A 24,634-nucleotide genomic window follows, 5' to 3' on the forward strand; every position below is an offset into this window, starting at 1 on the left:
AGCCTCGCCAAGGGGCAAACCGGACGGAACGGCGCCCTCTCCCGGCCATCGGCGTCACGACCGCAATTCCCCCACCGGACGCTCCCTGTGAGCCGGCCCAGCCACAAACGGCTTGACGGCCCGGCTCAGAGGTCGCTCGACAACCGCCCAGCCGACAACGCCGGACGCGACGACCAGGACGGTCAGGATCACGACATTGAGGTCGAACGGCAAGGTTCCGAAGCCGAGGCGGGACATCATGAAGCCCCAGATCGGCAGGGCGAACACCTGAAACAGGTAGATTGAATACGACGCGTCGCCCAACACCGCAGCCAGTCGCCGCGCTCGCCCCTGGCCCAAATCGAGGTTGGTCGCGGCGACGACGATCCCCGCTGCCGGGATTCCCCAAAGAGCGAACCGGCCAGCGCCCTGCTCGTCAGGCGTCCAATGGACAGTCGCCAACAGAACAGCCAACGACACCGCCGCCACCATCCAGGCGGCCTGAGCCGACAGCCGGCCTCCGCTGAGCCTCCAATAGGCGATCCCGATCCCCAGGAGAAACTCCAGCAGCAGCCAACTCGTGACGAACTTCGCCCAAGGCAGCGCCGGAGACAAGACCACACCGAGACCGACCAGAACAGTGAACGCCGTGATCAGCGATCGTAGCGCCAGCGCGCGCGGAAACATCAGCAGCAGACCGAAGACGAGATAGAAGAACATCTCGTAATTGAGCGTCCACCCCACGCCGATGACAGGAGACAGCTCCCGTCCGGGAGCTGGAATTGGCAGGAACAGGTACGAGCCGACGATCCACGCCGGGTCCGCCGCCGCATAATGCGTCGTGAACACTCCCGGCGAGAGGACCGTGACCGCCACCGCTACAGTGGTCAGCAACCAATACAGCGGCACTATTCTGGCGATACGCTTTCTGAAGAACCCGGACACCGCCCCCGGCCGGGCGAAATCGTTCCGATGCACGTACAGCATCACGAAGCCGGAGATCACGAAGAACAGATCGACTCCCGCATCGCCTACCCTGACTTGACCAGAACTTTCGCCAAACAGGTGCGAGCCAGCTATCCCCTCCGGGAAAATGTAGCCGATCCTCGTCGTCGCGTGGGTGAACACCACGGCGGTCGCCGCGAATGCGCGAAGCAGTTGAATCGCGTCGATCCGCCCTCTGTTGACATTTACATCAACAGACGCCGTCACCCCCGCCTCCTCTCGGGACAGACACCCATGATCACACCGCATCCTTCCGGCTGCTCACAAGACGACGCTGGCTTCTCTCCATGACTCCATGCTGATCTTGTTCAGCCCCTTCCGCAACAAGCATCTCGGCGAATGACCGCGAGATTTCGCCAGATATGACGGCCTGTTGCGCGCTACGCCCGCACCTTTCAGGCGAACGCGCACAAGGGCGATCGGTGGTGCGGGCCGACCGCTACGGCGCGGCAATGTCCCCGGCACTGACGACCGGACAGCTCCATCGTTTGTCGCCCCGAACAGAGACGCCGTCCTCCAAGCAGCGGAGGGGTGTTGACCAGATTGGGTAAAGACGGTTTGCTTGCTGATCACGCGCTTCCGTTACAGCACTGCGCGCCGACGAACCGGATCACCGATTCAGTATGTTTGGTTCGATCACTTGCTGATCGCCCATTGCTTCGGTACTTACAACGGATAAACTTCGGACTAAATGCAACGAATTGGGGTCCTCGAATGCCGCGCGTTGGATTCTCGGAGTGGCTCGCGTTAACAAAGGTGGTCGCTCGCGGTCAGCTCTTGCGTTACCGCGGGGGCGAGCAAGGCTACACGACCCAATTCGAGCAGAACCTCGAGAAGCAAATCGGCGTCAAGCACGCGCTCACCGTGAACAGCGGAACGAGCGCTCTGATCTCCGCATTGGCCGCAGCGGGCATCGGCCCCGGTGACGAAGTGCTCGTGCCCGCCTACACCTGGGTGGCGACGGCCATCGCGCCGCTGATGGTCGGCGCGGTTCCGATCGTTGTCGACGTCAACGAGAGCCTGACGATCGACCCGGAGGACATCAAGCGCAAGATCACCCCCTACACCAAGGCGATTATGCCGGTTCACATGCTCAACCTCGTGTGTGACATGGACGCCATCGTCGCGATCGCTCGCGAGCATCGACTGAAGATCATCGAAGATGCGTGCCAGGCGGTCGGGCTCGTATACAAGGGGCGCCGCGTCGGCACGATCGGCGACGCCGGCGCATACAGCTTCAATCAGTTCAAGAACCTCAATTCCGGCGAGGGAGGAGCGGTTCTCACCAATGACGACCGTCTTTTCACCCGTGCGCGAATGTACCACGATGCGGGCAGCTATACGCGCGAGTACTCTTACGAATCCAACGAAGCGCCGTTCACTGGCATGAATTTCAAGGTCTCGGAGCTTACCGGCGCGGTCCTCTATGCCCAGTTGCCCAAGCTCGACCCTTTGATTTCGCGCCTGCGTGCGCGCTACCCCATCATGGTGAAGCACCTGTCTCAGACCGACAAACTCCGGATCTCACCGCACAATGACCCCGAGAACGCCGCCGGGCTGACCGTCATTCTCGATACTGCCGATGACGCAAAGAAATTCGCACAGAACCGCGGCGTCGACCGGCTGATCGACACCGGCCGGCACGTCTACACCAACTGGCGTCCGATCATGACTCAGCGCACTTTCGACGACCGGATGAATCCATGGAAATGGGCAAAGCGAGACATCCAATACTCGGAAGACATGTGCAGCCGCACGCTCGATATCCTGTCTCGGACCTGCCGCGTCTCTCTTGGCCCGCAATTTCCGATACCGTTCATGGAATGGCGGGGCCGATCCCTCCTGAAGACCCTGTCGTAGGAAGGCGTGCGGGCGGCTCCGCCCAGTTCGCCATTCTTCGAGGTCACGCCGATTGCTCTGAAATCAAAGCCACAGGCAATGAACCCATCGGTCAAAGTCGTCGTCTTGAGCTTACAGACTGCCGCCGAACGCAGAAGCCAGATGACCGCCATGCTCGGCAACACGTCGCTGGACTGGCAATATTTCGATGCCCACACATCGTTGATGTGCCCCGGCCTGCATTGCGACAACGCCGAGCTGCCACGACACTTCGGGCGCAAGCTCTCCCCTCCCGAGATTGCCGTCTGTTCGAGCCACGCCGCAATCCTCAGCGACTTTGTCGACAGCAACCAGGCCGATTACATCCTGGTTCTCGAAGACGACGTCATCTTCGATACCGATTTTCCGCTCGACCGGTTCTGTGCTTTCTGCGCCAGTAACGGCCTCGAATACGTCCGGCTGTTCGGCAAGCATTACGCCAAGGCCGTGCATCTCGGTTTCTTCTACGAGAGGTCGATCGTCCGCTTCACCACCAGCCCCGCCGGCACCCAAGCGTATCTGATGTCGCGCATGGCGGCCCGGCGCTTCCTTGAGAGTTACCGATCGATCCGAGCCACCATTGATCTGGCGATGGATTCGTTCTGGATCACGCGGCTACCGATCTATTCGATCTTCCCTTACCCGGTCATCGAACGGTTTTCGCCGACTTCGATCCCGATGCCTGCGGACACAGTGGAAGTCCGGGGATTGGACCGTCTGGTCTGGCAAGGCGCTCGGGTCATCAACAAGGCTCGGAAGATTCGGACGAATGCCAGGCTTCGCAAGAGCGACGAGAGTTTGCGGCAACGCCATTGGCAGTTTCGGCAGATCGGACGGACGGATTTGGAGAATTGCCGCGATCGATGATCCAGCCGCCCTAATTGGAGTGGACCCCGTTGAAGGTCGCAATCGTACACTACTGGTTCGTCGGAATGCGCGGCGGCGAAAAGGTGATCGAGGCTCTCTGCGAACTATACCCGCAGGCCGATATCTTCACGCACGTCTTCGTCCCCGACGCGGTGAGCGACAGAATCCGCAGCCATCGCGTGACGACGTCGTTCATCAATTCACTTCCCCGCGCCAGCTCGATGTACAAATCGTACCTGCCGCTGATGCCATTGGCTCTCGAGCATCTCGATTTGAACGGTTACGACCTGATCATCAGCAGCGAATCCGGTCCCGCCAAGGGGATCGTCGCGCCGCCGAACGCACTGCACGTGTGTTATTGCCATACGCCGATGCGATACATCTGGAACATGTATCACGACTATCGCAACGGCGCCGGCCGGATCACCAAGTTGCTGATGCCGCCCCTGGCTCACTATCTCCGGATGTGGGACGTTTCGACCGCAACTCGCGTCGACAGCTTTATCGCGAACTCGGCCACTGTCGCAGAGCGGATCCGGCGATATTATCGTCGAGAGTCCGTGGTCATTCACCCGCCCGTCGACACCGCGGCATTCGCACCGGTCCAGCCGTCGCAACTGGGTGACTATTACCTGATGGCCGGCGAACTCGTCGCCTATAAGCGACCGGACTTGGCGGTCCACGCATTCAACCAGATCGGCCGCAAACTGGTCGTGATCGGCGGCGGAGAGATGCTCAACGAGTTGAAGCGGATCGCCGGACCGAACGTGACCATCATGGGATCACAGCCTTTCGACGTCTTGAGAGATCACTACACGCACTGCCGCGCGCTGATTTTCCCCGGCGAGGAAGATTTCGGCATGGTGCCGGTGGAAGCGATGGCCGCCGGGCGCCCGGTCATTGCGTTCGGAAAAGGGGGAGCAACCGAGACTGTCGTGCCGGGACTCTCCGGGGTGTTCTTTCAGTCACAGGAGGTCGACCAGATCCGATCGGCGATCCTTCAGCTCGATGGCATGGAGATCGACCCGGTCAGGATTTCCAATCATGCCTCTGGATTCGGCAGGGAGGCGTTCTTTGCCGGAATCCGCTCGCACATCGACCAGTTGTTCGCCGCAAAAGCCGAGGCAGCCAGCCGCACCGGAGGCTAGCCCGTCGCCAACATCGAGAGGGTCTGGCGATCGACCACAAGGCACGTCAGGCGACCCGTGACGAAGGCGCCGGTATCGATATTGATTCTGTTCGACCGAACGTCGATCCGCTGGACGGGCGTATGGCCGTGAACGATCAGCTTCTCGAAGTTCACCGCGGTGGACAGGAATTCATCGCGTATCCAGAGGAGATCACGTTCGTTTTGATCGGACAACGCGACCCCCGGCTTCACACCGGCATGGGCGAAGAAGACGTTGCCGCAAGAGAACGTGCTCTGCAGTCCGTTGAAAAATCGACGATGCGCCTCTGGAAGACTTTCCCGAAAGGCCGACTGCAACTCCGCGACACCCGACTCGGACAGAACCTTCTTCGGCTCTATGCCGTAGGACACCAAGGTCTCGAGACCGCCCAGGCGCCGCATCCAGTTCTCGAAGACGGCCTGATCGGTCAGGCATTTGATCGCGACGGCCTCATGGTTGCCGCGGAGAAACACCAGCTCTCGTTCGCGCGACCTGCGGATGAGGCTATCGACGACATCCCGGGATTTCGGACCGCGATCGATGTAGTCGCCCAGAAACACGCAGACGGAACGAACGACAGGCCGCTTGGCCAAGTCGTCGTCGATCAGCCGGAACAGCCGCTCCATCAGATCGGCCCGGCCGTGCACGTCACCGATCGCATAGATCCGCAATCCATCGGGCAGAAAGGGCAGCCAGCGCTCAAAGTTCGCTGAACCAATATTCTGTTCGGTTTTACCGCTCCATCTGCTCACGGCGCTTTAGCCTTTCGCCGACAGGCACCGATACTCAGATTCAACACGTCCTCCTGTTCGCCTCGTGTGACATACATGTCAACACGAAGGAAATTCCTTATCTTTCATAACCATACTGGGCTCGATCGCGAACCGCCTTGTTGATCACAATCAACTATAACGTCCGACCGTTGTTGAACCTACGCGTCGTTTAATGTATCTAAAAACTACAAAATTTATATTCATAAACAGTACCTTGGAGTCGTCAGATGGCGAGCGGGCTGGGTCGCATAGCGCTTTTAGCGGCTGTTACGTCCATTCCTTTCTATAGCTGGTCGGCAAACGCCGCCTGTATCAATCCGCCCCTCTCAGATCTGGCGATCGCACAGTTCAGAGCAAATCCGAAAGCGTTACTCAATCCCACGACCGATGGTCGCGCGGTGGAAACGGCCGTTCGAGATCTGGTCGGGACAAACGCGACACTGGCCGCGGACATCGTGAAGTTAGCAGCGGGTGCACCGTCGCGGCTCAAGACGGCGATCGCGGCCGGTCTGGCACAGGCGGCCACCGCTTGCACGACGATCGACGCTCAAGCCGCGATGCTGATCCAGCAAGCCGTCGCCGCGCTCCCGGATGGTGAATTCCAGGCGACGTTCGCGGCGATCGCTGGTGATCTTTCGACCGCGGCCACAGCCGCTGCGGCCACCTCCGCGAGCAGCTCGACGGGAAGCGTCATCGTCAACAACCCGAACCGTTCGGGGCGCGCGACGCTGAACCCCGGCGGCGGCGGCGGGGTTACTCTCCTCACGCAGATTACATCCGGCGGCCGCGCCATCGTCGCCGTCGAAGAAACCGCGAGCGACCCAAAATCAGTTACTGCCGGCGGGTCCGTCAGCGCCACGCGCTGAGCCCCGCCTGTCAGGTGCATTCTCCGTGTCAACGCCGATGACGGTTTAGGACTGCCGTATGAACTTCGCCGGTCAGCCTCTGCAAGACGGTAGCCTGCCTCGTATCGGCACCGGCAAGGACGCGCTCTCCCTGCTGGATGTCAGCGATTTCGTCGCCCGACACTGGCGTTTCATCGGTCTGGTGACGGTGTTCGTGATCGCGCTTGCGCTCGCCTATTTGGCGGTCGCGCCGTCCAGATACACCGCCCAGACCGACATGATCATCGACACCAAACGGGTCACCTGGACTCAGTCGGAGTTCGCGACCGAGAACCGGATGGTCGAGGACGCGTCGGTCGAGAGCGAGATCGAAACGACGAAATCGGAGAAGGTCGCCCTGCAGGTCATTCGGAAGCTCCGCTTGACCGAGGATCCGGAATTCATCGGATCCGGGACCGGACTTCGCAACCGGCTTTACGAGCTTCTGAACCTCGATCCGCCGATTTCGCCCCAGGTCACGCCCAGTCAACTCGAAGCACGCGCGCTGAGCCGGGTGAAGGACAACCTCAAGGTGATCCGGCTCGGGCGATCCTACATCGAGCAGATCTCGTTCACGTCGCTGGTCCCGGAGAAAGCGGCGACGATCGCCAACGCCTTTGCGGACGCCTACATCGAGGATCAGATCCAGGCGAAATTCGAGGCGACCCGACGCGCGAGCGAGTGGCTGCAGCAGAGGATCGGAGAACTGCGCCAGCAGGCCAGCGACGCCTATCGGGCGGTGCAGGACTTCAAGTCGACCAACTCCATCATCGTGAACGGCGACGGCAAGCTCGCAAGCGACCTGGAGCTCGATCAGCTCGGAATCTCGCTGGCAAAGGCCCGCGCCGAAACCAGCCAAGCCAGAGCCAAGCTCGAACGGATCACCCGGGTTCTCGAACTGCGCCAACAGAAGGGAAGCACCGAGATTCCCGATCCGGTCGTCACCGACGCGCTCAGCAACCCGGTCATCACGCGGCTGCGTCAGCAATATCTCGACAACCAGAGCAAGGAAGCCGAATGGAGCTCGCGCTACGGGCCTGATCATCAGGCCGCACGCAATCTCCGATCGGAGATGGCCAACGTTCGGCAGGCGATCTGGGACGAAGTCAGCCGAATCGCCGAGAGTTACCAAAGCGAAGTCCAGATCGCGAAGACGCAGGAAGAGTCGATCGACAAGCGGATGATCGAGGTCTTTCAATCGTCGACCGGGACACGCCAGGCACAGGTGCATCTCAAGGAGCTCGAAACCGCGGCCACCACCTACCGCGGCATCTACGAGACCTTCCTGACCCGCTTCACCCAATCGGTTCAGCAGCAATCGTTCCCGTCGACCGAGGCACGCGTCGTCACGCTGGCTTCGCCGCCGCTCGTCCGCAGTTCGCCGAAGACCAACTTGACCCTCGCCCTCGCCACCGTGTCGGGCTTGGCGTTGGGCATCCTCGCCGCCTTCGCGCGAGATCGGATGAGCCGCCGGATCCACACCCGCGCTCAACTCGAGACGATCCTGGGCACCAGTTGCCTTGCGATCATCCCGTCCTTCGAAGATCCGGCGCTCGCTTCCCAGACCGCCACCGGCTCGTCCCGGCTCTCCCGTATGGCGAGACATCTCGTGCGCAAGCGAGATCCCGCATCCGGTCAGCCTCGTGCGAAAAGCTCGGCAAACTCCGCCGCCTTCGAGAAAATCAACGACGTCGCGCCGTTCTCGGCCACCGCCGAAGCCCTCCGCCATATCAAGGTTGCGATCGACCTGAGCCCCGGCGGCGGACGCGTGATCGGCATCGTGTCCGCCCGCCCCGGCGAGGGCAAGACGACCATCTGCGCGAGCTTCGCGGCATTTTTGTCCAAGAGCGGCGCGCGAACCCTGCTGATCGACGGAGATCTACGGAATCCGTCGCTGAGCAGGACGCTCGGGTACAAGAACAAGCGCGGACTTCTCGAGCTCGTCGCAGATCAGCTTCAATTGAGCGATCTGGTCGTTACCGACCCGGTTTACAAATTCGACTTTCTACCGTCGGCCACCGAAATGAAGCCGATCAACAGCGCGGACGTGCTCACCTCCCCCTCCGTGAAGCGGATGTTGAAGTCGGCAGCAGGCAATTACGAATACATCATTGTCGATCTCCCCCCCATTCTTCCGGTGGTGGACGTGAAGGCCGCCGCACACCTGTTCGACGCGTTCATCCTGGTTGTCGAATGGGGGGCGACCATGAGCGACGAAGTCCGCAGCGCGGTCGGCGTCTCCCGTTCCCTGTCGGAGCGACTGCTGGGAGCGGTCCTCAACAAGACCGACGAAGACGTCATGCGCCGCCTCGAGGGCTACTCGTATCGCAGTCACAATTATTACTACTACGGTGCCCCCAAGCACGAAAACGATCAGACAGCAAGCTGATGCCTCTGGACGCTCGTCGGCTGACGACGATCAAGTTCGTATCCTCTGCGATTGGCGTGATCGGTCTCGTCTGGGCGATGGCGACGTTTCACCGCGCGATGGCGATCGATCGCTTCGAGGAATTCACCGACCATCTTCTGCGCTTCGAGACGTTCGACGGCACCGTCAGCTCGACGGCTCTGAAGAGCCGATCGGCCCATGCACTCGATGCCTGCGACACCCGCGCGCAGCGAGCGCTGATCATGCTCGAGATCCCACTCGCCGACGCGGCGCTCAGGACCGGGGCGACGCGCGAATTCGACACGAGGAGCGCAGACCTCAGAACCCGCGCCTACCAGATACTCTCCTGCGCTCCGACCGAGTCTTTTGCCTGGCTGGTTCTGTTTGGGCTTGCGGTACAGGATGGGCGGCTCGACCCCGGCGCTTTCGACTTGCTCGATCGCTCGTACGACACGTCTCCGCGAGAAGCCTGGCTCGCCGTTCGAAGGATCGCGATTGCAGCCCCCGTCGCCTCACTCGCACCGGAAGCAACACGCAGCAAGATCGCTTCCGAATTCCGCCGACTTCTGCTGGACGGATACGTTGAGTTGCCGGCGCAATCCTATGCGAGATCTCACCAGGGCGTGAGAGAGCTTCTGGACGCCGAGATCCAGCAGCTCGACGTCCGCACTCAATCGCGCTTCAAGGCCGCGGTCGCCAAGCTCCTGCGTTGAGCACCGCTACGACGCGGCAGCAGAAGCATCGAGAGCAGACCTCGTGCAGGCGACGCGAGATCGTCCCCGATCGGGGCGACGGCTTTCCAGCGTCGCATGGCGCGTACACCGGACGGCTGCTCGTCGCCTCTCCCAGGACAGCACGACTGCGATCGCGTTCACGAAACGACGGCCGATTCCCCGCAGCGAGCTACACAAGGACGGCGCGCGGCTGTTACTTAGCTCCCTCCCCGACGCCGCGCCGCGAGGCTCGAATCGACAATCGTTCGGAGCGCGGCCGCAAAGCCCGCGACGACTCGGAAATCCGTCAGAACACTGACTTGCGTCGCGCACCTCTTTCGTGTCGCACGACCACGTCACGAATTCACGCGACATCCGCGTAATGCCTGCGCCAGAGCCACTTCTGTGACGAGCAGAAAATCCGACGACGCCCGAAACGTCTTTGCGGGAGCAACCCAAGAAATCACCGGCGCGATTTGTTGCTCTATATGTCAACGGCGCGATTTATCTTAACGCGAACTTGCACGCGCAATGGTGCGATCAACAGTTTATTCACCAACCGCAATTTGATAGACATTCAATTCAATAACGCTTTGAGCGACAGTTCATCTGGACATCTACGGGCAGCCTGAGAGTGCGACGATGGATGGATTGCTGAGAACCGATACCGAGATCGATCTGGCCGACAGGAGTCGACCGACTCCCGTCGGATGCACGTCGAAGAGAGCCCTCGACCTTCTGTTGGCGCTTTCGGGCTTGGTGATTTTGGCTCCGCTGTTACTTCTGTGCTACCTCGCGACGATGATCGCGTCTCCCGGGCCGGCGATGTTTCGCCACAGGCGGGTCGGTTTCAACGGACAGACATTTGATTGCCTCAAATTTCGGACGATGGCCGTCGACGCCAACGAGCGGCTTCAACGATTGCTGGAGAGCGACCCGGAGGCCGCCGAGGAATGGAGGCAGACTCAGAAGCTGCGTCGCGACCCGCGCGTGACACTGGTCGGAGCGGCGCTCCGGAAGTCCAGCCTGGATGAACTCCCTCAGCTCATCAACGTGCTGAAAGGCGAAATGAGCATCGTCGGGCCCCGTCCCGTCACTGCCGAAGAGCTCAGCCGTTACGGACACTGCGCGGCTGAATATCTGGCATGTCGTCCGGGCCTGACGGGACTTTGGCAAGTCAGCGGCCGCAACACCACGACGTATGACCGTCGCGTGGCGCTCGACTCGTACTATGCGAACAACTGGTCCCACCGCCTCGACTTGCGGATCATCCTGGTGACCATACCGACACTCCTCACCGCATACGGCGCGTATTGAACCGACGGCGGCGAGGCGTCCTGCGTCATGAACCCGGTGCGCAACTTGAACGACAAAGGGTCAACCCAACAGTCAACTCGCCGAGAACCACGACGTGAGCACCGATCTGATCACCCATGCAAAGCGGAAGAGCGTGTTCAGGGCTCTGGTCGCGCTCAACGCAGCCACCTTGTTGGCGTGGATGGGACTGCTGGTCATCGGCCTGGGGTTCTGGCTGCAAAACATCGCCACGGCCGTTTGGGTTTTCATGTTCGACTAGGCGACGCTCTCTGAATGCCGATCGTCGGTGCTTGCAGCACGCATCGCCGGACCGGCGCGCCGAGATCGAGCGGGTCCGGTAGCGGCCCGAATGTTCGCGGATAGCAGCGGCGCCTGGGCTGGCTCGGCTTCGCCGCCCAACTTCCGGGGGCATCTCAGCTCCGGCCGGATAACGCCCCGGCGCACGCGGCACAGCAGACGTCTCACGCAGAACGGGAGCCTGTCTGGCCACGACGGGTTTCATGAACGAGATCGGCGAACCGTCCCATTGACCTCCAGGCCGGTTGCCAGCAGGCTGGTGTCTAACCGGCCTGTTCTGGCAGCAGCACAAGCCCAGTCCGGGCCGCACTGATCGTTAACCTCAATCGGTAGCCGTTCGTTTACTCCACCGATGCATGCTCTGGAGCAGTCGTTCACGTAGAACATTCCACAATCAGTAGCTGTCGATGCTGGATAGACTGCTCAGTCCGACCCTTGCGCTGGCGGCGGCTTGCGTCGTTGTCAGCCCTTCGGTTGCGCGGCCTCCCGTGACGCGGGCCGGCGCGATCCAGGTTCTGGCTGAAGCTGCCCCGGCACTGGCTCCCTTTCAGCATGTTCGATTCTGCATGCGTTATCCTTCGGAGTGCGCGTCGGATCGCGATCAGACCGACCGCATCGATCTCTCCCCATCGGCGCTCGAACTGCTGGAAACGATCAATCGGCGCGTGAATTCGGAGATTGCGCCGGTCCGGAAGGTCTACGGCTCGGATTTGCGCATCGGGTGGACGATCGGACCGAAGGCTGGAGACTGCAACGACTACGCCGTCACCAAGAGGCATCGCCTGATCGAAAGCGGTGTGCCTGCACGGGCGCTGCGCCTGTCGGTGGTGCGGACGCCCGATCAGGTCGGGCACCTCGTGCTCCTGGTCTCGACGACGGACGGCGACCTGGTGCTCGACAATCTGGCGCCATCGATCCGCTCTTGGCAGAGCACCGATTACGAATGGCTCAAGATCCAGTCGAGCGCTGATGCTCGTCTTTGGTTCGACGTCGGCAGAAAGGTCGCCGAGCCGTCGGACCGCCAAGGCCCGGTGGGACTTCAGCTCGCCGCGCAAAGAACCGCCGAGTAGCCGAGGCCGGTCTGCCGGCTGGGATTGTCGAGCACCGCCGCGAACGGACAGCCAACCGATCGGGCCGCAAAGCGGCGTCAGACACGCACCCCGGAATTGCCGTGATCAGGTCGGCGATCGCCGGCAACCTCGTCTCGCTCCGTTCCGCGCTCCCGCGTGGCGAGGGCGAGTCCGCAGCCGAGCAGGATGCCGAAGGGAATCGAGTAGCCCGGGACCTGCAGCGGAAAATCGATCAGCGAATGCAGATAAGTCATCACCATGATGCCGCTGATGGCACACAGAAAGGTCCGGCTAGCCCCGACCGAACGGGTGGCAGCCCGTGCCACAATGACCAGCGAGCCGGCGGCCGACATGCAGACGAGCAAGGCGATCGGAAGCCCCATTTCGACGGCGATTTCGATCAGTGTCGAGTGGGCGTAGTCCCAAACGCCCCACATCGACATGTCACTTCCTCGGAAAGCAGGAAAGACATCCGGAAACGCTCCGGCCCCGACGCCGAAGATCGGGCTCTCCAAAATCACTCGGAAAGCGTACTTGTAAGCCATCCAGCGGCCTTCATCGAACATGCCGCGCGTCATGACGCTCTGGCTTTGGGCCAGCCACCACGCGATCGCGATCAAGCCGATGGCCGAGATCAACAGACCATAGACAAGGCGAAGCCGTAGCTGACCGGCGACCATCTGGAGGATCGCGGCGAACAGCCCGAGTACGGCACAAGCCAGGCCCGCACGAGAGCCGGTGGAGAGCAGCGCGAGGAAGCACAGCAGGCCCGCAGCGGCCCGAGCGGCGACCTGGATCCCTGCTGCCTCATTGGAAGGGCTGAGCATCACGAGCCGCAGCGAAAGCGAACCGAACGACTTCAGCTCTTGCTGGATCGAACATGCCCACAAGATCACCCCGGCCCCCAGCAAGGCGGCGGCCGTATTGTGATTGATGAAAGTGGCGGTCAAATCCGCCTGATATGCCGTCTTCGGCTGCCAAAGCACGAACCCAGGTGTGAAAGCCCGAGCCAGCAAACCGTAGAGCGCGTAGAGCAGGATCGAATAGCGAGCGACCTTGAACAGGGTCTCGGCATTGCTTCGCGAGGTCCCGATCCAGAAGCCCGCCAGCACCGAAGTGACGAGAAGCAGGAAATGCCCGGCAGATACGACCGGAATCTCCGCGCGAGCCGATAGTCTCGACGAGATCGGAAGATGGATCAGCTCGCTCGCCCGGTCCCAGGCGTCCGAGTTCGCTCCGGCCGATAGTCCGGGAATGATCTGGATGGCCGCGACAACGAGGTACGCGGCGCAGACCGTCAAAAACGCGATCAGGACGCGGAATTGAGCGCCGGAAACAGAGCGCAGCGGTCTCCCGATCAGGCTGATCGACAGCACCACCACCCACGCCAGCACCCAGATATTGTCTACGGAGCCGAATGGCAGAGGCGCCAATGCGAACGCCGCAAGGGTGAGCCCTAGCTGGACCTTTCCGAGCGCTTCGGCGTGGGAGGACTTTGCGCCCACATCCACCGCCGAAGCAATCGGAGCGGTCCTATCGGTCACCAACGGGTCTTCGTGGCCGCGTTCACGTTGATGGCCGCGTTCGACACGTTCGACGTCGTGTTGGCCGTGTTGTTGATCAGGGTCAGCAGCTTGTAGTAGTCGACCACCCGCGCATTCGCGACATACATGACGTCCTTGCTTCTGATCTGGAAGCCGGAGGCCAGCAGCATACCGGACGGATCGCGCAGATTGACGTGATAGATGGTCGGAATGCGATCGTAGGTGAAGCGGTTCGTGTCGACTCCGAGCTTGTCGAGCAGCGACCGATCTTCGTAGCGGAACACGAAGACCTCGGCCGGATCCGACTGCTGATCGTTCAGACCGCCGGCCTTGCCGATCGCCTGGGCCAGCGTCAGGGATTCGACGTCGAAGGTCAGCTCGGAATTATAGCCGAACACGTTCTGATTGAGAGCGCCAAGGGCCGTGAAGGTCGGCGATTCTCTGGTGAGGAAGATCACGTCGTTGGGACGTACAAAAATGTTCTCGGACGGATCATGGACGATGCGGCTGAGAAGAACCTTCACCTTCTTGCCATCGCGCTGAAGCGTGACGTAGCTCTCGATCGCCTCGTACTTCGGTCCACCTGCGCGGGCGATCAGAGCGAGAAGCCGCTCGCCGACGCTGTTGAGCGCGAACACTCCCGGGGCGTTGACGTCACCCAGAACACTCACGACGCTCGAATGCTGCTGGTTCAGGCTGACGACGACCTGCGGCTCGATCGCCCGATTCCGCAGCCGAGCGACCACGGCCTGCTGCACTTCCGGAAGCGTTCGTCCGGCCGCGGGCACTTCGCCGGCATAAGGAACAGAAATATTGCCGCGCTGGTCGACGGCCTGCGGCGGCAGATCGACGAAGTTACCGGGGCGAGCACCCGCGGATTGCCCCGGAGTGAACAGACCCCCTGGCGCCGCTTCGAAGATCGAGATGTTCAGAACGTCTCCGACGCCGACCACCTGCTGCGGCTTCGGACGCCTGTCTCGGAACGATCCCTTGAACGACACGACGTTGGGCTGCGACAGGAAGCCAATGGTATCTGCGGAGACATCGACCAGCGCATAGGGCAATGCGTTCGTCGACCTTATCCCGGCGGTCGCATAGTTCTCGACTGACTCACTCGAAGGCCCGGTGCCTGGCAGAACCGCACATGCCGACATCGAAATCAGCAACAGCAGACCAGCAAGCACCTGAAACGTCTTGCGCACCACGGGCAACCTCATTGCATCGCTCCACAAGGCCCGCGGTCAACCAGCTTCGGTGGGCGAGTCCAGGCGACGAACATAATCTGTGGCCTTGTCGGGACGCGAACGACCGCCCCTCCGAATCGAGCCTCGAATACTTCCCAGAAGCCTACTTACAGGGCACAGTGTTTTGAAGATGCTCCCCCCTCCCGACCTTCATTCTCCGGGAACACGTTGCAGTTGAGCCACACTGAACGGCGCTAACCAGTAGTCCTGTGACCCAAAAGTCCCGTTTGCGCCCTCGGTAGCCCTCTATTCCGGTCCGGTTACTCGACTGTCCAAGCCGAGCAGGCTGTCCGCCGGGCGTCATCGTGCCTCTCCCCGGACGGCCCATGCTTCGACATCGGGCGGCTGCGCCCAGTGCGCCCCACGGGCGGCTGCCCCCCAAGTTCTCGCCGAACTCCCCTCAAGGCAGCCCCAAAGGCGCCGGATCACACCTGCCCCTCCGCGCCGTTTCGCGACGTCCAGCAGGAACTAAGTGATTGGATGATTTTCAGAATACTACTTGGCATCGGCTCGCCGACCTGGCGACCGACCTCCCCTCCTCAAATTCAACAAAGTTCCACTCAGTATCGCTCGGCAGTCATATGTTCATGCAATCTGGAGTGAGCGATCCTAGATTGCTGGGGGCTGAATCGGGGCTCGCGCCGAAAGGCGCTTGGGGGGAGAACTGCAAATGATCTATCAATCGAGCCTACCGAGCTGGGGTCACGCCGACGGAGGAAGCCGCGGGAGGCCGTAATGGCGTATTTGGCTATTGCCTTGGCTCTGGCGGGGTTCTTGATTGGACTGAGATTTCGGCTCGTGGGACTGCTTCAAGCCCTCGCCGTGGTTCTGCTCCTGACGATCGGCATCTGTATTGGGTCTGGATACGGTTTTACAAAGACGATCGTGGTCGTGATCGCTGCTCAGGCAGTCATCCAGGCCGGGTATTTCTTCGGCCTGCTGGCACAGACGCTGTATCAGTCCCGTCGCACCCGAATGGTTCTCTGAAAGCGCCACTCTGTCCCCACCGACGTTGTCGGATGGCCAGGGCAGCACCGGTCGACCGAGGCCTGCTCGCGCCTTCCGAAGCGGGTCTTCAGGTGAGATCCGCGCCCCTGAAGCCGCCGCCTCGCCTCTTCGGCGCAAGATTGGCCTCTTGGATTGCGATCCTTGTGCTACAAGCGGACTGATGCCGCCCGCTTTTCCGGGTCGATATTTGGTGGGACGTTTGGATTCTGGTTTCGGAGACTTGCCATGAACTTGAGGAAGGTTGCGATCATTTCGCTGGTTTTCAGCAGTGCGGCCGTCGCGGCGTCCGAGCCGGCTTCTGCGCGAAATCGGCTCTATCCCGTCACGACCTGCGGTCCTGACCAAGCCTACCTCTGCAAACTACACGGATCGTTCGATGATCCGCCCTTCCACTACAATCTCGCCATTCATCCGGGCTGCATCAAGACCGTCAGCAAGGGCCGCCGCTACGGACGTGAATATGTCATCGTTTGCGGTAGCCCGGAACGTCCGATGGTTTGGTGGTGACCGCACGGTCGCTCAAAGAAGTCTGGCTGCGACGCAATGGCGGTTCGGAATAGGCGACTACCTTTCCGGCCGCAGTCCGACATTGTTCGGCGAACTTTGACGACGTGAAAAGTCGTTTGCATTGCCTCTGCCGGCTTGAGATCGATCCGCCGGGACGATGTTGTTCGACCCGCGATCACGGACCAGGTTTCCGTACATATCTCGTTGTGGCGCCACACTCTGCGCCGACGCACTCGCGACCATCGACAGGATGGCGGGAACAACCAAGATCAACGCCCTCATGAAATCCTCCCGGATCAAGACAGCCGAAGCGTAACTAATAATGAAGCAGTTGCAAATCGGCGAGCCGAAACATCGCTGTCGCGTTTGCAGCGCCGCCTGAACAACCAGCTCGGCGTTGAGGACACCGTGAACGGCTGCGCCGAATCAGCGGGCGGCGACCGCCGCGTCAGCCGCGGCGATGACGATCAAAGCCGTCGGCAGAACCGAGCGCACGCGGGCAAGATTGGGAAGCACTGCCGACCGAACCGAATGTGAATGCGTCTGCCCGAATCGAAGATCCGGATCGGGACCGTAGCGTCCTTGAAATCCGCTCCACGGAGGCCGTCTCTGCGGGCACGCCATCGACGGCGACGAACCGATCGGCTGGTTGGTTGGTGGGGGAGGCAGGACTCGAACCTGCGAAGCCATGAGGCGGCTGATTTACAGTCAGCTCCCTTTGCCACTCGGGACACTCCCCCGCCCGTGCCGCCGGCCCAACGCCTGTGGCAGGCAAAACCGGGACCGGAAGCCGCAGCGAGCCCGCGGGCGGGCCTGCAACGCGGCGCGGTTATGGGCGATGCGGCCCCCTAAAGTCAACCAACCCCATGACGATTTCGACACTCCTTCGTCATATCGGACGATCGAGCCGAAATTGCCTTGCGTCGTGTTGCGTGAGACAAGCGCCGCCATGAGCGACAGACCGCCGAATTCCCGCTTTTCCCGCCGCGACGGCCCGCCCCGCGGCAAGCCGCGCCCCGCCGGGTTCCGCCGCGACGCCCGCGAGCGCGACGGCGACGGGCCCGTGATCCTGTACGGCTGGCACACCGTGACGGCGGCGCTGGCCAATCCGCGGCGCAAGTTTCGCAAGCTGTGGCTGACCGAAAACGCCGCCCGCAAGCTCGCCGACGAGAACATCGACACCCGAATCGCGCCGGAGATCGTGCGGCCGTCGGAGATCGACCGCCGGCTCGGGCCGGATGCGGTGCATCAGGGGATGCTGGCCGAGGCCGACGCGCTGGAGACGCCGCGAATCGACACCCTGCCCGAGCACGGCATCGTGCTGGTGCTCGACCAGATCACCGATCCGCACAATGTCGGCGCGATCCTGCGTTCGGCGGCGGCGTTCGCCGTGCAGGCGATCGTCACCACCGCCCGGCACAGCCCGGAAGCCACCGGCGTGCTCGCCAAATCCGCCTCCGGCGCACTGGAGCTGGTGCCCTTGGTGCTGGTGCAGAATCTCTCCCGGGCGCTGACCGAGCTGAACGAGCGCGGCTTTCTCACCGTCGGGCTCGACAGCGAGGGCGAGGACGACCTCGCCGCGGTCGCGCTGCGCCAGCCGCTGGCGCTGGTGCTCGGCGCCGAGGGCAAGGGCCTGCGGCAGCTCACGCGGCAGACCTGCACCACCGTCGCCCGGCTCGACATGCCGGGCGAAATCAAGAGCCTGAACGTCTCCAACGCGGCGGCGCTGGCGCTGTATATCGGAGCCAGCCGGCTCGGCCTGATGGGCCGCCGCTAAGGTTCTCAACGCAGAACGCCCGCCCGCATCGGCTGCGGACGGGCGGCCTGAGCCGGCGCGATGCCGATCAGTAACGATGGTGATGCATCGGCCCGTGGGGGCGATGGCCGCGGTGCCAGCCGGCATGGTGGTGGCGGTGCGCCCCCGGCCGGACGTGATGGCGGCCGCGATAACGCACCACCGCCGGCCCCCACGACGGCTCTCCGATCACCTGATGGGTCATGGCGTGCGCATAGGCGCCGCCGGTGTAGGCGGTGCCGGTGCGATACACCGAGACGGCACGCTCGTCGTAATAGGGACGCGGCGCGAACCGGCCCGGGCCGGTATAGGCCGGCCCCTGGTTGACGTAGTAATAGCGGGTCGGGTCCGGCAGGCGATCGAACGCCGCGGTGCCGTAGCCATAGCCGTAGCCGGTCTCGAACGTGGCGTAGCCGTTGCCGCACGGGCTGACCACCGGGCCGCACGGCCCGCAGCCGCCGCCGAACACACCTCCGCCGCAGGCCAGCGCCGGCGCGGCGCTCGCGGTCACCACGGCCAAGGCCGCGACCAGTCCGGAAACCAATGTACGCATGCTACGCTCCTGTTCGATGTCGTGGTCGAGATCGTGGTGTCGGCGGCACGGGGGCCATCACCGGTACGGCCGCGGGCCGGGCCGCGGCGGCTCGTCGAACGGCGGCGCAATCAGCACCTGGGGTTCGATCATCGGGGACGGCGGCGCCGGCTGCGGCGGGCGCGACTCCACTTCCCAGGATTGATGGAAGCTCTCCGCCGGCTTCGGCAGCTTGCGGTCCGGCGGCGGCTCGATCTCCAGCCGGCCGTAGCCCGGCAGCCGGTTCGAGCCCGGGTAATAATGGCCGACCTCCGGATACACCACCCGCCGGCTGCCGTAGATCGTCGGCTGCACATGGGTGCCGCGCTCCAGCCCCCAATCGCCCTCGATCATCGCATAGGACGCGTCGCGGCCGTTGATGATGATCGGCACGCCCGGCCGCCCCGGAATGACGATCGCCCGCCCGCCGCTCTCGGCGAGCGCCGGGGCCGCGGTGAAGGTCGCGGTCAGAAGCGCCAGCGCGGGCGCCAGACGTCGAAGGGTGAAGGGATCGGACATGCGGCAAACGCTAAGGGAAAAGCCTGGCAGATGGGTTAAGGCACGGCCGGCAGCGGCCGGTAAGCCTAACGCGCAACCCGGGTTCGGGGTCCGTCCGCCGCGATAGATCGCAACGTCGTTAATGCCGGCTTTCGATCGGCGGTGCGCTCGGCGCCACGGAAACCGCTGCAGCGGCCTTGTCGAGCCGCGGCGGCGCTGCTAGCTGTCTGCCCGATGCCGGCGTAGCACAGCGGTAGTGCAGCGGTTTTGTAAACCGAAGGTCGGGAGTTCGATCCTCTCCGCCGGCACCATTGGGCTCGACGCAAAGCAGCTTCGCAGCGCTATGCGACGTCGTCCGTCTCCTGGGCGTAGGCCATTTCCATCACGATGGTGTAGAGCCGTTCGCCGACCAGATGCCCGGCGTGGAATCCGGTCTCGGCCTGCAGCCAGGCCAGCGCGTGCTGGTGGCGGGGCGACTGGCCGACATGCGCCATCGCCCAGTTGGGGAACGCTCGGACGGCGATCGGGCCCGCCAGCAACACCTGAATGTCGCTGTGACGGCGGTCCTGCTGGATCGCCTCGAACACGGCTTCGACGGCGCTGCGGGGGCCTTCGAGCACCTGAGCGAAGAAGCCGCTGTTGAAGATCAGCGCGCCGGTGATCCCTTCCCGCTCGTTGTGGGCGCGGGAGGTGGCGAGGATATCGGCGATTTCCGACGAGAGGCTGTCGAGCCCCCCTGCGATCCGGTTTCGGCTGACATAGAGAACGCGAAAAAGCTGCGCCTGCATCGAATCCCTCACCCGCTTGGGCGCTTCCCTCCTGTGTGAGCATCGGCCCCGAAACGCCCTCGGCCGACGCGCGACCGGGCCGGCCGAAGCTGTCCGCGATCCAGCACCACCGCCCGGCAACGACCGCAACGCGCGCCTGCCTCGCCCCGCCACGCCTGTTGCCGCACCGATCAGACGGCGACGCTGCTCGGAACGAGGTTCTGGCGGGCCACGTTGATCGTATACACCACCGCCGATCTCGGTGCCGGGAAGTCGCCATTGGCGAAAATGCCGTCGCGCTCGAAACGGCCTTCGGTACTGATCAGCAAAGACGTGGTGAAGATGCAATGAACCTCGCCGCCGGCGTTGGTGAACGGCAGCAGCAGTTTCTCGTAGTCCACCGGCACGTCGTGCGCATCGGAAACCGAGGAGATCGAGTACACCGGCTTGCGGCTGCGCCGACACAGCTCGTATTGCGCGAGCATGTGGTCGCGCGCCGCCGGCGACAGAAACTCGTCGAGATGCAACCCGCGAGGCTCCAGGCCGGTGGCGGCCGACAGCAACGATCCATAATGCAGGATCTGGTAACGCCGTGGCTCCGCCAGGCCCACCACCCGCGTGACGATCGATCGCGACATATCGAGGCTCGCGGGCTCGAACGCAAACGGCACCATCGCCGGATCGGGGATCCTGCCGCCTCGCGCCCATTGGCTGATCAGCCAGCGATGAGGCACGTGTCTGACGACCTCAACACTGCTTGGATTGGCGAACATGATCGGGGAATTCCTCATCTGGCAGCCGCCACCCGCCACCGGGTGATCGGGCAGCGCCGCCGTCACTGCAGCACGGCGCACAGCAGCTATCCGACCGCTCATAGCCGGTCAACGCTTGGCGACAGACTGCATGTGGCTGCCGAAGGTATGCGCATCTTGGCACGGCTCCCGGCTCGCCGCAGCCTGGGGGCGCTACGAGTTCAGACCGAACTCCTCGCGAAGGCGGGATCGGACTCGACCGCCGACGTGCATGCCGGTCGGCTCCGGCTGTCGACGACTCACAATCAACTCAAAGGCGACGCAACTAACTCTCATAACTATCAGTTTCACCAAAGGAACTCGGCGCCATTTGAGCTGGATCAATTTCACTGCCAGTATAGGTTGCAAGAATGCAGCAGATACTCTTCGGAGGAATCTCCCATGTGGTTGATGCAGGAGCGAGATTATTTGTTTCATCGCTGTGGTGCGTGTGGGGCGGCTGCGCATCTGACGCGCAGCACGCCCGCCGCCGCCGGCGGCGAGCGTCGCACCTACGAGTGCCGCCGATGCGGCCGGGTCGACGTCTATGACGTCGGTCCGGATGTCGGCGCGCCGTGGATCCTGATCGATCAGTGCCGGGATGCCAGCGCGGCGGCGATCCGGCCCTGAATCACCACGCCGAGCCAGATCACCAGCGTCGACAGGCCGGCTGCGGCCACCACCAGAACGTCGCTCTCGCTCATCGGATCGGTCCTCCGCCACAACGGGCGGCGCATCGTCCGGGCGCCGCCGCGGCAGCGTCACAGCCGCGACGTCTGCCGGAGACGATTATTCGCACGGCCGCGACCGGCGGCGTTGACGCCGGTCAACGGCGGCGCAGCCGCTGCGGTCACGGCCTGCCGGGCGGGCGTCACAGCCACCGCACCAGCACGGTCAGATTGATCGCGCAGGCCCCCAGCAGCGCCAGGGTGAGGCCGGCCGGAGCACTGTCGATGCGGGTTTTCAGGATCTTCGTCATGTCGGAACCCGTGGTCATGACCGGACCATCGGGTGATTCTAGCCGTGGAGTCCCAGGCGATATTTTTCGCCGGATTTAACCCTCGTTAACCTTCGATTCCCGGCTCGCTAAGCCCTTCGTTGCGCACACAAAAAAGGCCGGCGCGACGGCCGGCCCTGACGCTGCGTTTCGGCGAGGCGGGATCGCGGCCCGGTCAGTACTTGGCGACCGACGGCCCGCCCCAGCCGAAGCGGTAATTGATGCCCGCCTTGACGGTGTGCTCGTCGTTACGGAACGAGGTGCCGACCACGTCGGCCGGACCGCCGGTGAAGGTGGTGTCGCCGAACTTGTAGTACTGGTACTCGACCTTGGCCGACCAGCTCGGCGCGAACAGATATTCCAGGCCGGCGCCGACGGTGTAGCCGTCGTTGCGGCTGCCGCTGGTGGTGTAGGCCGCCGGGAAGCCGGCCGCGGTGGCGACGCCGAGATCGCTGTCGCGCCAGGCGTAGCCGCCCTTGGCGTAGAGCAGCGTCGGTCCCCAGGTGTAGCCGAGCCGGCCGGTGACCGAGCCGAGGCCGCGGGTGTCTTCCGCCGCGGTGCTGCCGCCGGAGAACAGCACGCCGGTGTTGCTCGACGACAGCCAGCTATATTGCGCCTCGATACCGATCACCCAATTGGTGGCGAACTGATAGTCCGCACCGCCCTGGACGCCGCCGAAGAACCGGCCGGAATTGCCCGGGATGCTGTTGTCGCCGGCCCAGGCGCCGCCGACATGGCCGCCGACATAGAAGCCGGTCCAGTTGTACACCACTTCGGGCGCCGTATAGGCGGGCGCCGCCTTGGTGTAGGGCCGCGGCGGCAGATCGGCCGCGAAGGCGGGAGCGGAGAGCGCGATCACCGCCGCTGCGCCGAGCAGAGTGTTCTTCATCGTGGTCATCGTCGTCCCTCCTTCGATGCGTTCCGATGTGCTCAAAACAGCATGGCAATGGTTTGGTTGCCCGGTGGCGACGGCGCAGCATTCATTCAGCAGGACTGTGACGACGCCGCAACACTCTGGAACCCCTCCCTGTCAGGCCGGCATCAGATTAGTCGCGGCGGATTGCGATCCGGTCGGGATCAGCGCGACAATTTTTCCAGTGCGGGAAACGGCGCATACACCACCCCGGCGCACAGCTCGCCGGCCTGCTGTGCGACCCGGTCGAGCCGGCCGTCGACATGGACGATCGCCATGTCCTGCAGCGTACCGCCGCGCGGGGTGAAGCGCAGGCACGACACCCAGCGGGTCCGGCCGTCGACCGGGCGCTGCACCGGCTCGGCCATCGCGGCCTCGCGCAGGCCCGAAGGGTCGTTCAGATAGGTGCGCAGGAACGCCGGGATCTCGCTGCGATAATTCGCCGGAAACGGCTGCGGCGGATCGCTGTCGAACGACGCCGAGCCGCCGATCGCGCAGGCGCCGAGCAGCGCCGCGAGCGGCAGCGCCAAAGCGGCGCGCAGCGGCAGCCGGGACTGTGGGGACGCGGCGAAACGGCGAAGCATGGCCCATTGCCATAGCGCGGCGGGCTGCGAAATCAAAGACCGGACGGCCGCGCGCCGCCGCGGCGCAGCGCACGGCGCCCGGCCCGGCTCGACAACGCCCGGACACCTCGTATAGACCGGCGGCGGTGACAGGCGGCCGGCACCGCGCCGGCAGTCATGTCCGCCGCCGTCAGAGGCCGCCTTCGATGAGCACGTCCGCGCGGCAAGACCGCACCCCTTCGTCCCGCCCCGCATCGCCGCGCATCGCGACCGACCACATCGCCTTCGTCGCCTCGACCAGCGCCGAGGCGCAGGCCGCGCTGGCGCAGCTCGTGCAGCTCTACGGCAACGCCGAGCCGCAGGAGGCCGATGTCGTGGTCGCGCTCGGTGGCGACGGCCTGATGCTGCAGACGCTGCATCAGCAGATGCGCAGCGGCAAGCCGATCTACGGCATGCACCGCGGCACCGTCGGATTCCTGATGAACGAATATTCCACGGTCGATCTGCGCACCCGCCTCGCCGCCGCGCGCGAGACCGTGATCCATCCGCTGTTGATGCGCGCCACCGACATCTACGGCGAGGTCCACATCCATCACGCCATCAACGAGGTGTCGCTGTTTCGCCAGAGCCACCAGGCGGCGCGGCTGCGGATCTCGATCGACGAGCGCGAGCGGATGAGCGAACTGGTCGCCGACGGCATCATGGTGGCGACCCCGGCGGGCTCGACCGCCTACAATCTGTCGGCGCAGGGCCCGATCCTGCCGATCAACGCCCAGCTCCTGGCGCTGACCCCGATCTCGCCGTTCCGCCCGCGGCGCTGGCGCGGCGCGCTGTTGCCCGACAGCGCCTTCGTGGTGATCGACGTGCTCGAAGTCGACAAGCGCCCGGTCGCCGCCGTCGCCGACCACGACGAAGCCCGCGACGTCCGCCGCGTCGAAGTGATCTCCGACAAGACCATCGCGATGCGGATGCTGTTCGATCCGGGGCACTCGCTCGAGGAGCGGATTCTCAGCGAGCAGTTTGGCGGGTATTGAGGGATTTTGTGGAGAGCGGCTGCCCGCCTCCCCTCGCCTCGCCATCGACCTGCGATTTGAC

The 24,634-nt window shown here is 63.4% G+C and carries 25 protein-coding genes and 2 tRNA genes; 14 read left to right on the forward strand and 13 right to left on the reverse strand.

What is annotated here, in order from left to right; translation table 11 throughout:
• Positions 1-54: 54 nt before the first annotated feature.
• Positions 55-1,191, reverse strand: coding sequence for an acyltransferase family protein (locus FLL57_RS12135; protein WP_142883009.1), 1,137 nt, complete (start codon positions 1,189-1,191; stop codon positions 55-57).
• A gap of 507 nt (positions 1,192-1,698) precedes the next feature.
• Here FLL57_RS12135 and FLL57_RS12140 point away from each other — a divergent pair.
• The 3 genes from FLL57_RS12140 (at position 1,699) to FLL57_RS12150 (ending at position 4,877) form a co-directional block, all read left to right on the forward strand.
• The gene (locus tag FLL57_RS12140) at positions 1,699-2,844 is read left to right on the forward strand and encodes a DegT/DnrJ/EryC1/StrS family aminotransferase (RefSeq protein ID WP_047307606.1); all 1,146 of its coding nucleotides are present in this window, start codon (positions 1,699-1,701) and stop codon (positions 2,842-2,844) included.
• A gap of 78 nt (positions 2,845-2,922) precedes the next feature.
• The gene (locus FLL57_RS12145) at positions 2,923-3,729 is read left to right on the forward strand and encodes a glycosyltransferase family 25 protein (RefSeq protein WP_142883010.1); all 807 of its coding nucleotides are present in this window, start codon (positions 2,923-2,925) and stop codon (positions 3,727-3,729) included.
• A 29-nt stretch (positions 3,730-3,758) separates the two neighbouring features.
• On the forward strand, positions 3,759-4,877 hold the full coding sequence (locus tag FLL57_RS12150; protein WP_142883011.1) for a glycosyltransferase: 1,119 nt from the start codon (positions 3,759-3,761) through the stop codon (positions 4,875-4,877).
• Here FLL57_RS12150 and FLL57_RS12155 read toward each other — a convergent pair.
• Positions 4,874-5,650 (reverse strand): metallophosphoesterase family protein, encoded by a 777-nt coding sequence (locus FLL57_RS12155; protein ID WP_142883012.1) that lies wholly within the window; start codon positions 5,648-5,650, stop codon positions 4,874-4,876. The two genes, FLL57_RS12150 and FLL57_RS12155, sit on opposite strands and share 4 nt — an antisense overlap.
• 248 nt (positions 5,651-5,898) lie before the next feature.
• Between FLL57_RS12155 and FLL57_RS12160 the strand changes: the two genes are divergently transcribed.
• The 6 genes from FLL57_RS12160 (at position 5,899) to FLL57_RS12180 (ending at position 12,341) form a co-directional block, all read left to right on the forward strand.
• Entirely contained in the window at positions 5,899-6,537 is a 639-nt protein-coding gene (locus tag FLL57_RS12160; RefSeq protein WP_142883013.1) for a hypothetical protein, read from the forward strand.
• Positions 6,538-6,595: 58 nt separating this feature from the next.
• On the forward strand, positions 6,596-8,944 hold the full coding sequence (locus FLL57_RS12165) for a polysaccharide biosynthesis tyrosine autokinase (protein ID WP_013501782.1): 2,349 nt from the start codon (positions 6,596-6,598) through the stop codon (positions 8,942-8,944).
• The gene (locus tag FLL57_RS12170) at positions 8,944-9,657 is read left to right on the forward strand and encodes a hypothetical protein (protein WP_234713262.1); all 714 of its coding nucleotides are present in this window, start codon (positions 8,944-8,946) and stop codon (positions 9,655-9,657) included. The genes FLL57_RS12165 and FLL57_RS12170 overlap by 1 nt, the downstream gene beginning before the upstream one ends.
• A 642-nt stretch (positions 9,658-10,299) precedes the next feature.
• Positions 10,300-10,974 (forward strand): sugar transferase, encoded by a 675-nt coding sequence (locus FLL57_RS12175; protein ID WP_013501780.1) that lies wholly within the window; start codon positions 10,300-10,302, stop codon positions 10,972-10,974.
• 94 nt (positions 10,975-11,068) lie between these two features.
• Positions 11,069-11,233: a hypothetical protein gene (locus tag FLL57_RS23320; protein WP_155413266.1), complete on the forward strand. Its 165-nt coding sequence runs from the start codon at positions 11,069-11,071 to the stop codon at positions 11,231-11,233.
• A 445-nt stretch (positions 11,234-11,678) separates the two neighbouring features.
• Positions 11,679-12,341, forward strand: a complete 663-nt coding sequence (locus FLL57_RS12180; RefSeq protein WP_142883014.1) for a transglutaminase-like cysteine peptidase — start codon at positions 11,679-11,681, stop codon at positions 12,339-12,341.
• 77 nt (positions 12,342-12,418) lie between these two features.
• Here FLL57_RS12180 and FLL57_RS12185 read toward each other — a convergent pair whose 3' ends face one another.
• Both FLL57_RS12185 and FLL57_RS12190 read right to left on the reverse strand, forming a co-directional pair.
• The gene (locus tag FLL57_RS12185) at positions 12,419-13,885 is read right to left on the reverse strand and encodes an O-antigen ligase family protein (RefSeq protein ID WP_142883015.1); all 1,467 of its coding nucleotides are present in this window, start codon (positions 13,883-13,885) and stop codon (positions 12,419-12,421) included.
• Positions 13,882-15,090 (reverse strand): polysaccharide biosynthesis/export family protein, encoded by a 1,209-nt coding sequence (locus FLL57_RS12190; protein WP_235677132.1) that lies wholly within the window; start codon positions 15,088-15,090, stop codon positions 13,882-13,884. Before FLL57_RS12190 ends, FLL57_RS12185 begins: the two co-directional genes overlap by 4 nt.
• A 774-nt stretch (positions 15,091-15,864) precedes the next feature.
• Here FLL57_RS12190 and FLL57_RS12195 point away from each other — a divergent pair.
• The gene (locus tag FLL57_RS12195) at positions 15,865-16,116 is read left to right on the forward strand and encodes a hypothetical protein (RefSeq protein WP_013501775.1); all 252 of its coding nucleotides are present in this window, start codon (positions 15,865-15,867) and stop codon (positions 16,114-16,116) included.
• A gap of 246 nt (positions 16,117-16,362) precedes the next feature.
• A complete protein-coding gene (locus tag FLL57_RS12200; RefSeq protein ID WP_013501774.1) occupies positions 16,363-16,644 on the forward strand; it encodes a hypothetical protein in 282 nt (93 codons plus the stop codon).
• Between the two features lie 654 nt (positions 16,645-17,298).
• Here the strand turns inward: FLL57_RS12200 and FLL57_RS12205 are convergent.
• Positions 17,299-17,384, reverse strand: a tRNA-Tyr gene (locus FLL57_RS12205).
• A 209-nt stretch (positions 17,385-17,593) separates the two neighbouring features.
• Here FLL57_RS12205 and rlmB point away from each other — a divergent pair.
• Positions 17,594-18,421 carry a 23S rRNA (guanosine(2251)-2'-O)-methyltransferase RlmB gene (rlmB, locus tag FLL57_RS12210; protein ID WP_013501773.1) on the forward strand — a complete coding sequence of 276 codons (828 nt, stop codon included), beginning with the start codon at positions 17,594-17,596 and terminating at the stop codon, positions 18,419-18,421.
• 67 nt (positions 18,422-18,488) lie between these two features.
• On the opposite strand, the gene FLL57_RS12215 is transcribed toward rlmB, so the two are convergent.
• Together FLL57_RS12215 and FLL57_RS12220 are read right to left on the reverse strand one after the other, a co-directional pair.
• Positions 18,489-18,992 (reverse strand): hypothetical protein, encoded by a 504-nt coding sequence (locus tag FLL57_RS12215; RefSeq protein ID WP_142883017.1) that lies wholly within the window; start codon positions 18,990-18,992, stop codon positions 18,489-18,491.
• A gap of 57 nt (positions 18,993-19,049) precedes the next feature.
• Entirely contained in the window at positions 19,050-19,529 is a 480-nt protein-coding gene (locus FLL57_RS12220) for a hypothetical protein (RefSeq protein WP_142883018.1), read from the reverse strand.
• 215 nt (positions 19,530-19,744) lie between these two features.
• Between FLL57_RS12220 and FLL57_RS12225 the strand changes: the two genes are divergently transcribed.
• Positions 19,745-19,819 (forward strand) — tRNA-Thr (locus FLL57_RS12225).
• Between the two features lie 30 nt (positions 19,820-19,849).
• Here the strand turns inward: FLL57_RS12225 and FLL57_RS12230 are convergent.
• From FLL57_RS12230 to FLL57_RS12255, 6 genes are all read right to left on the reverse strand, one after another.
• On the reverse strand, positions 19,850-20,296 hold the full coding sequence (locus FLL57_RS12230; RefSeq protein ID WP_142883019.1) for a BLUF domain-containing protein: 447 nt from the start codon (positions 20,294-20,296) through the stop codon (positions 19,850-19,852).
• A 170-nt stretch (positions 20,297-20,466) separates the two neighbouring features.
• On the reverse strand, positions 20,467-21,114 hold the full coding sequence (locus tag FLL57_RS12235; RefSeq protein ID WP_235677133.1) for a hypothetical protein: 648 nt from the start codon (positions 21,112-21,114) through the stop codon (positions 20,467-20,469).
• A gap of 542 nt (positions 21,115-21,656) precedes the next feature.
• The gene (locus FLL57_RS12245) at positions 21,657-21,770 is read right to left on the reverse strand and encodes a hypothetical protein (protein ID WP_013501763.1); all 114 of its coding nucleotides are present in this window, start codon (positions 21,768-21,770) and stop codon (positions 21,657-21,659) included.
• Positions 21,771-21,937: 167 nt separating this feature from the next.
• Entirely contained in the window at positions 21,938-22,063 is a 126-nt protein-coding gene (locus tag FLL57_RS23615; RefSeq protein WP_013501762.1) for a hypothetical protein, read from the reverse strand.
• Positions 22,064-22,238: 175 nt separating this feature from the next.
• Positions 22,239-22,952, reverse strand: coding sequence for an outer membrane protein (locus FLL57_RS12250; protein WP_047307625.1), 714 nt, complete (start codon positions 22,950-22,952; stop codon positions 22,239-22,241).
• Between the two features lie 188 nt (positions 22,953-23,140).
• Complete coding sequence (locus FLL57_RS12255; protein ID WP_142883021.1) at positions 23,141-23,560, reverse strand: hypothetical protein; 420 nt, start codon at positions 23,558-23,560, stop codon at positions 23,141-23,143.
• A gap of 185 nt (positions 23,561-23,745) precedes the next feature.
• Here FLL57_RS12255 and FLL57_RS12260 point away from each other — a divergent pair, with 185 nt between their 5' ends.
• Positions 23,746-24,573, forward strand: a complete 828-nt coding sequence (locus FLL57_RS12260) for an NAD kinase (protein WP_235677134.1) — start codon at positions 23,746-23,748, stop codon at positions 24,571-24,573.
• The last annotated feature ends 61 nt before the right edge of the window (positions 24,574-24,634 follow it).

It is taken from the genome of Rhodopseudomonas palustris, assembly GCF_007005445.1.
Lineage (GTDB): Bacteria > Pseudomonadota > Alphaproteobacteria > Rhizobiales > Xanthobacteraceae > Rhodopseudomonas > Rhodopseudomonas palustris_G.

Excerpts from the sequence above, each read along its gene's own strand:
- FLL57_RS23615 (WP_013501762.1), bottom strand. The coding sequence starts at position 22,063 with ATGACCACGGGTTCCGACATGACGAAGATCCTGAAAACCCGCATCGAC.
- FLL57_RS12175 (WP_013501780.1), top strand. The coding sequence starts at position 10,300 with ATGGATGGATTGCTGAGAACCGATACCGAGATCGATCTGGCCGACAGG.
- FLL57_RS12220 (WP_142883018.1), bottom strand. The coding sequence starts at position 19,529 with ATGTCCGATCCCTTCACCCTTCGACGTCTGGCGCCCGCGCTGGCGCTT.
- FLL57_RS12245 (WP_013501763.1), bottom strand. The coding sequence starts at position 21,770 with ATGAGCGAGAGCGACGTTCTGGTGGTGGCCGCAGCCGGCCTGTCGACG.
- FLL57_RS12250 (WP_047307625.1), bottom strand. The coding sequence starts at position 22,952 with ATGAAGAACACTCTGCTCGGCGCAGCGGCGGTGATCGCGCTCTCCGCT.
- FLL57_RS12200 (WP_013501774.1), top strand. The coding sequence starts at position 16,363 with ATGAACTTGAGGAAGGTTGCGATCATTTCGCTGGTTTTCAGCAGTGCG.
- FLL57_RS12255 (WP_142883021.1), bottom strand. The coding sequence starts at position 23,560 with ATGCTTCGCCGTTTCGCCGCGTCCCCACAGTCCCGGCTGCCGCTGCGC.
- FLL57_RS12165 (WP_013501782.1), top strand. The coding sequence starts at position 6,596 with ATGAACTTCGCCGGTCAGCCTCTGCAAGACGGTAGCCTGCCTCGTATC.
- FLL57_RS12195 (WP_013501775.1), top strand. The coding sequence starts at position 15,865 with ATGGCGTATTTGGCTATTGCCTTGGCTCTGGCGGGGTTCTTGATTGGA.
- FLL57_RS12160 (WP_142883013.1), top strand. The coding sequence starts at position 5,899 with ATGGCGAGCGGGCTGGGTCGCATAGCGCTTTTAGCGGCTGTTACGTCC.
- FLL57_RS12180 (WP_142883014.1), top strand. The coding sequence starts at position 11,679 with ATGCTGGATAGACTGCTCAGTCCGACCCTTGCGCTGGCGGCGGCTTGC.
- FLL57_RS12230 (WP_142883019.1), bottom strand. The coding sequence starts at position 20,296 with ATGCAGGCGCAGCTTTTTCGCGTTCTCTATGTCAGCCGAAACCGGATC.
- FLL57_RS12215 (WP_142883017.1), bottom strand. The coding sequence starts at position 18,992 with ATGCGTACATTGGTTTCCGGACTGGTCGCGGCCTTGGCCGTGGTGACC.
- rlmB (WP_013501773.1), top strand. The coding sequence starts at position 17,594 with ATGAGCGACAGACCGCCGAATTCCCGCTTTTCCCGCCGCGACGGCCCG.
- FLL57_RS12145 (WP_142883010.1), top strand. The coding sequence starts at position 2,923 with ATGAACCCATCGGTCAAAGTCGTCGTCTTGAGCTTACAGACTGCCGCC.
- FLL57_RS12260 (WP_235677134.1), top strand. The coding sequence starts at position 23,746 with ATGAGCACGTCCGCGCGGCAAGACCGCACCCCTTCGTCCCGCCCCGCA.
- FLL57_RS12170 (WP_234713262.1), top strand. The coding sequence starts at position 8,944 with ATGCCTCTGGACGCTCGTCGGCTGACGACGATCAAGTTCGTATCCTCT.
- FLL57_RS12140 (WP_047307606.1), top strand. The coding sequence starts at position 1,699 with ATGCCGCGCGTTGGATTCTCGGAGTGGCTCGCGTTAACAAAGGTGGTC.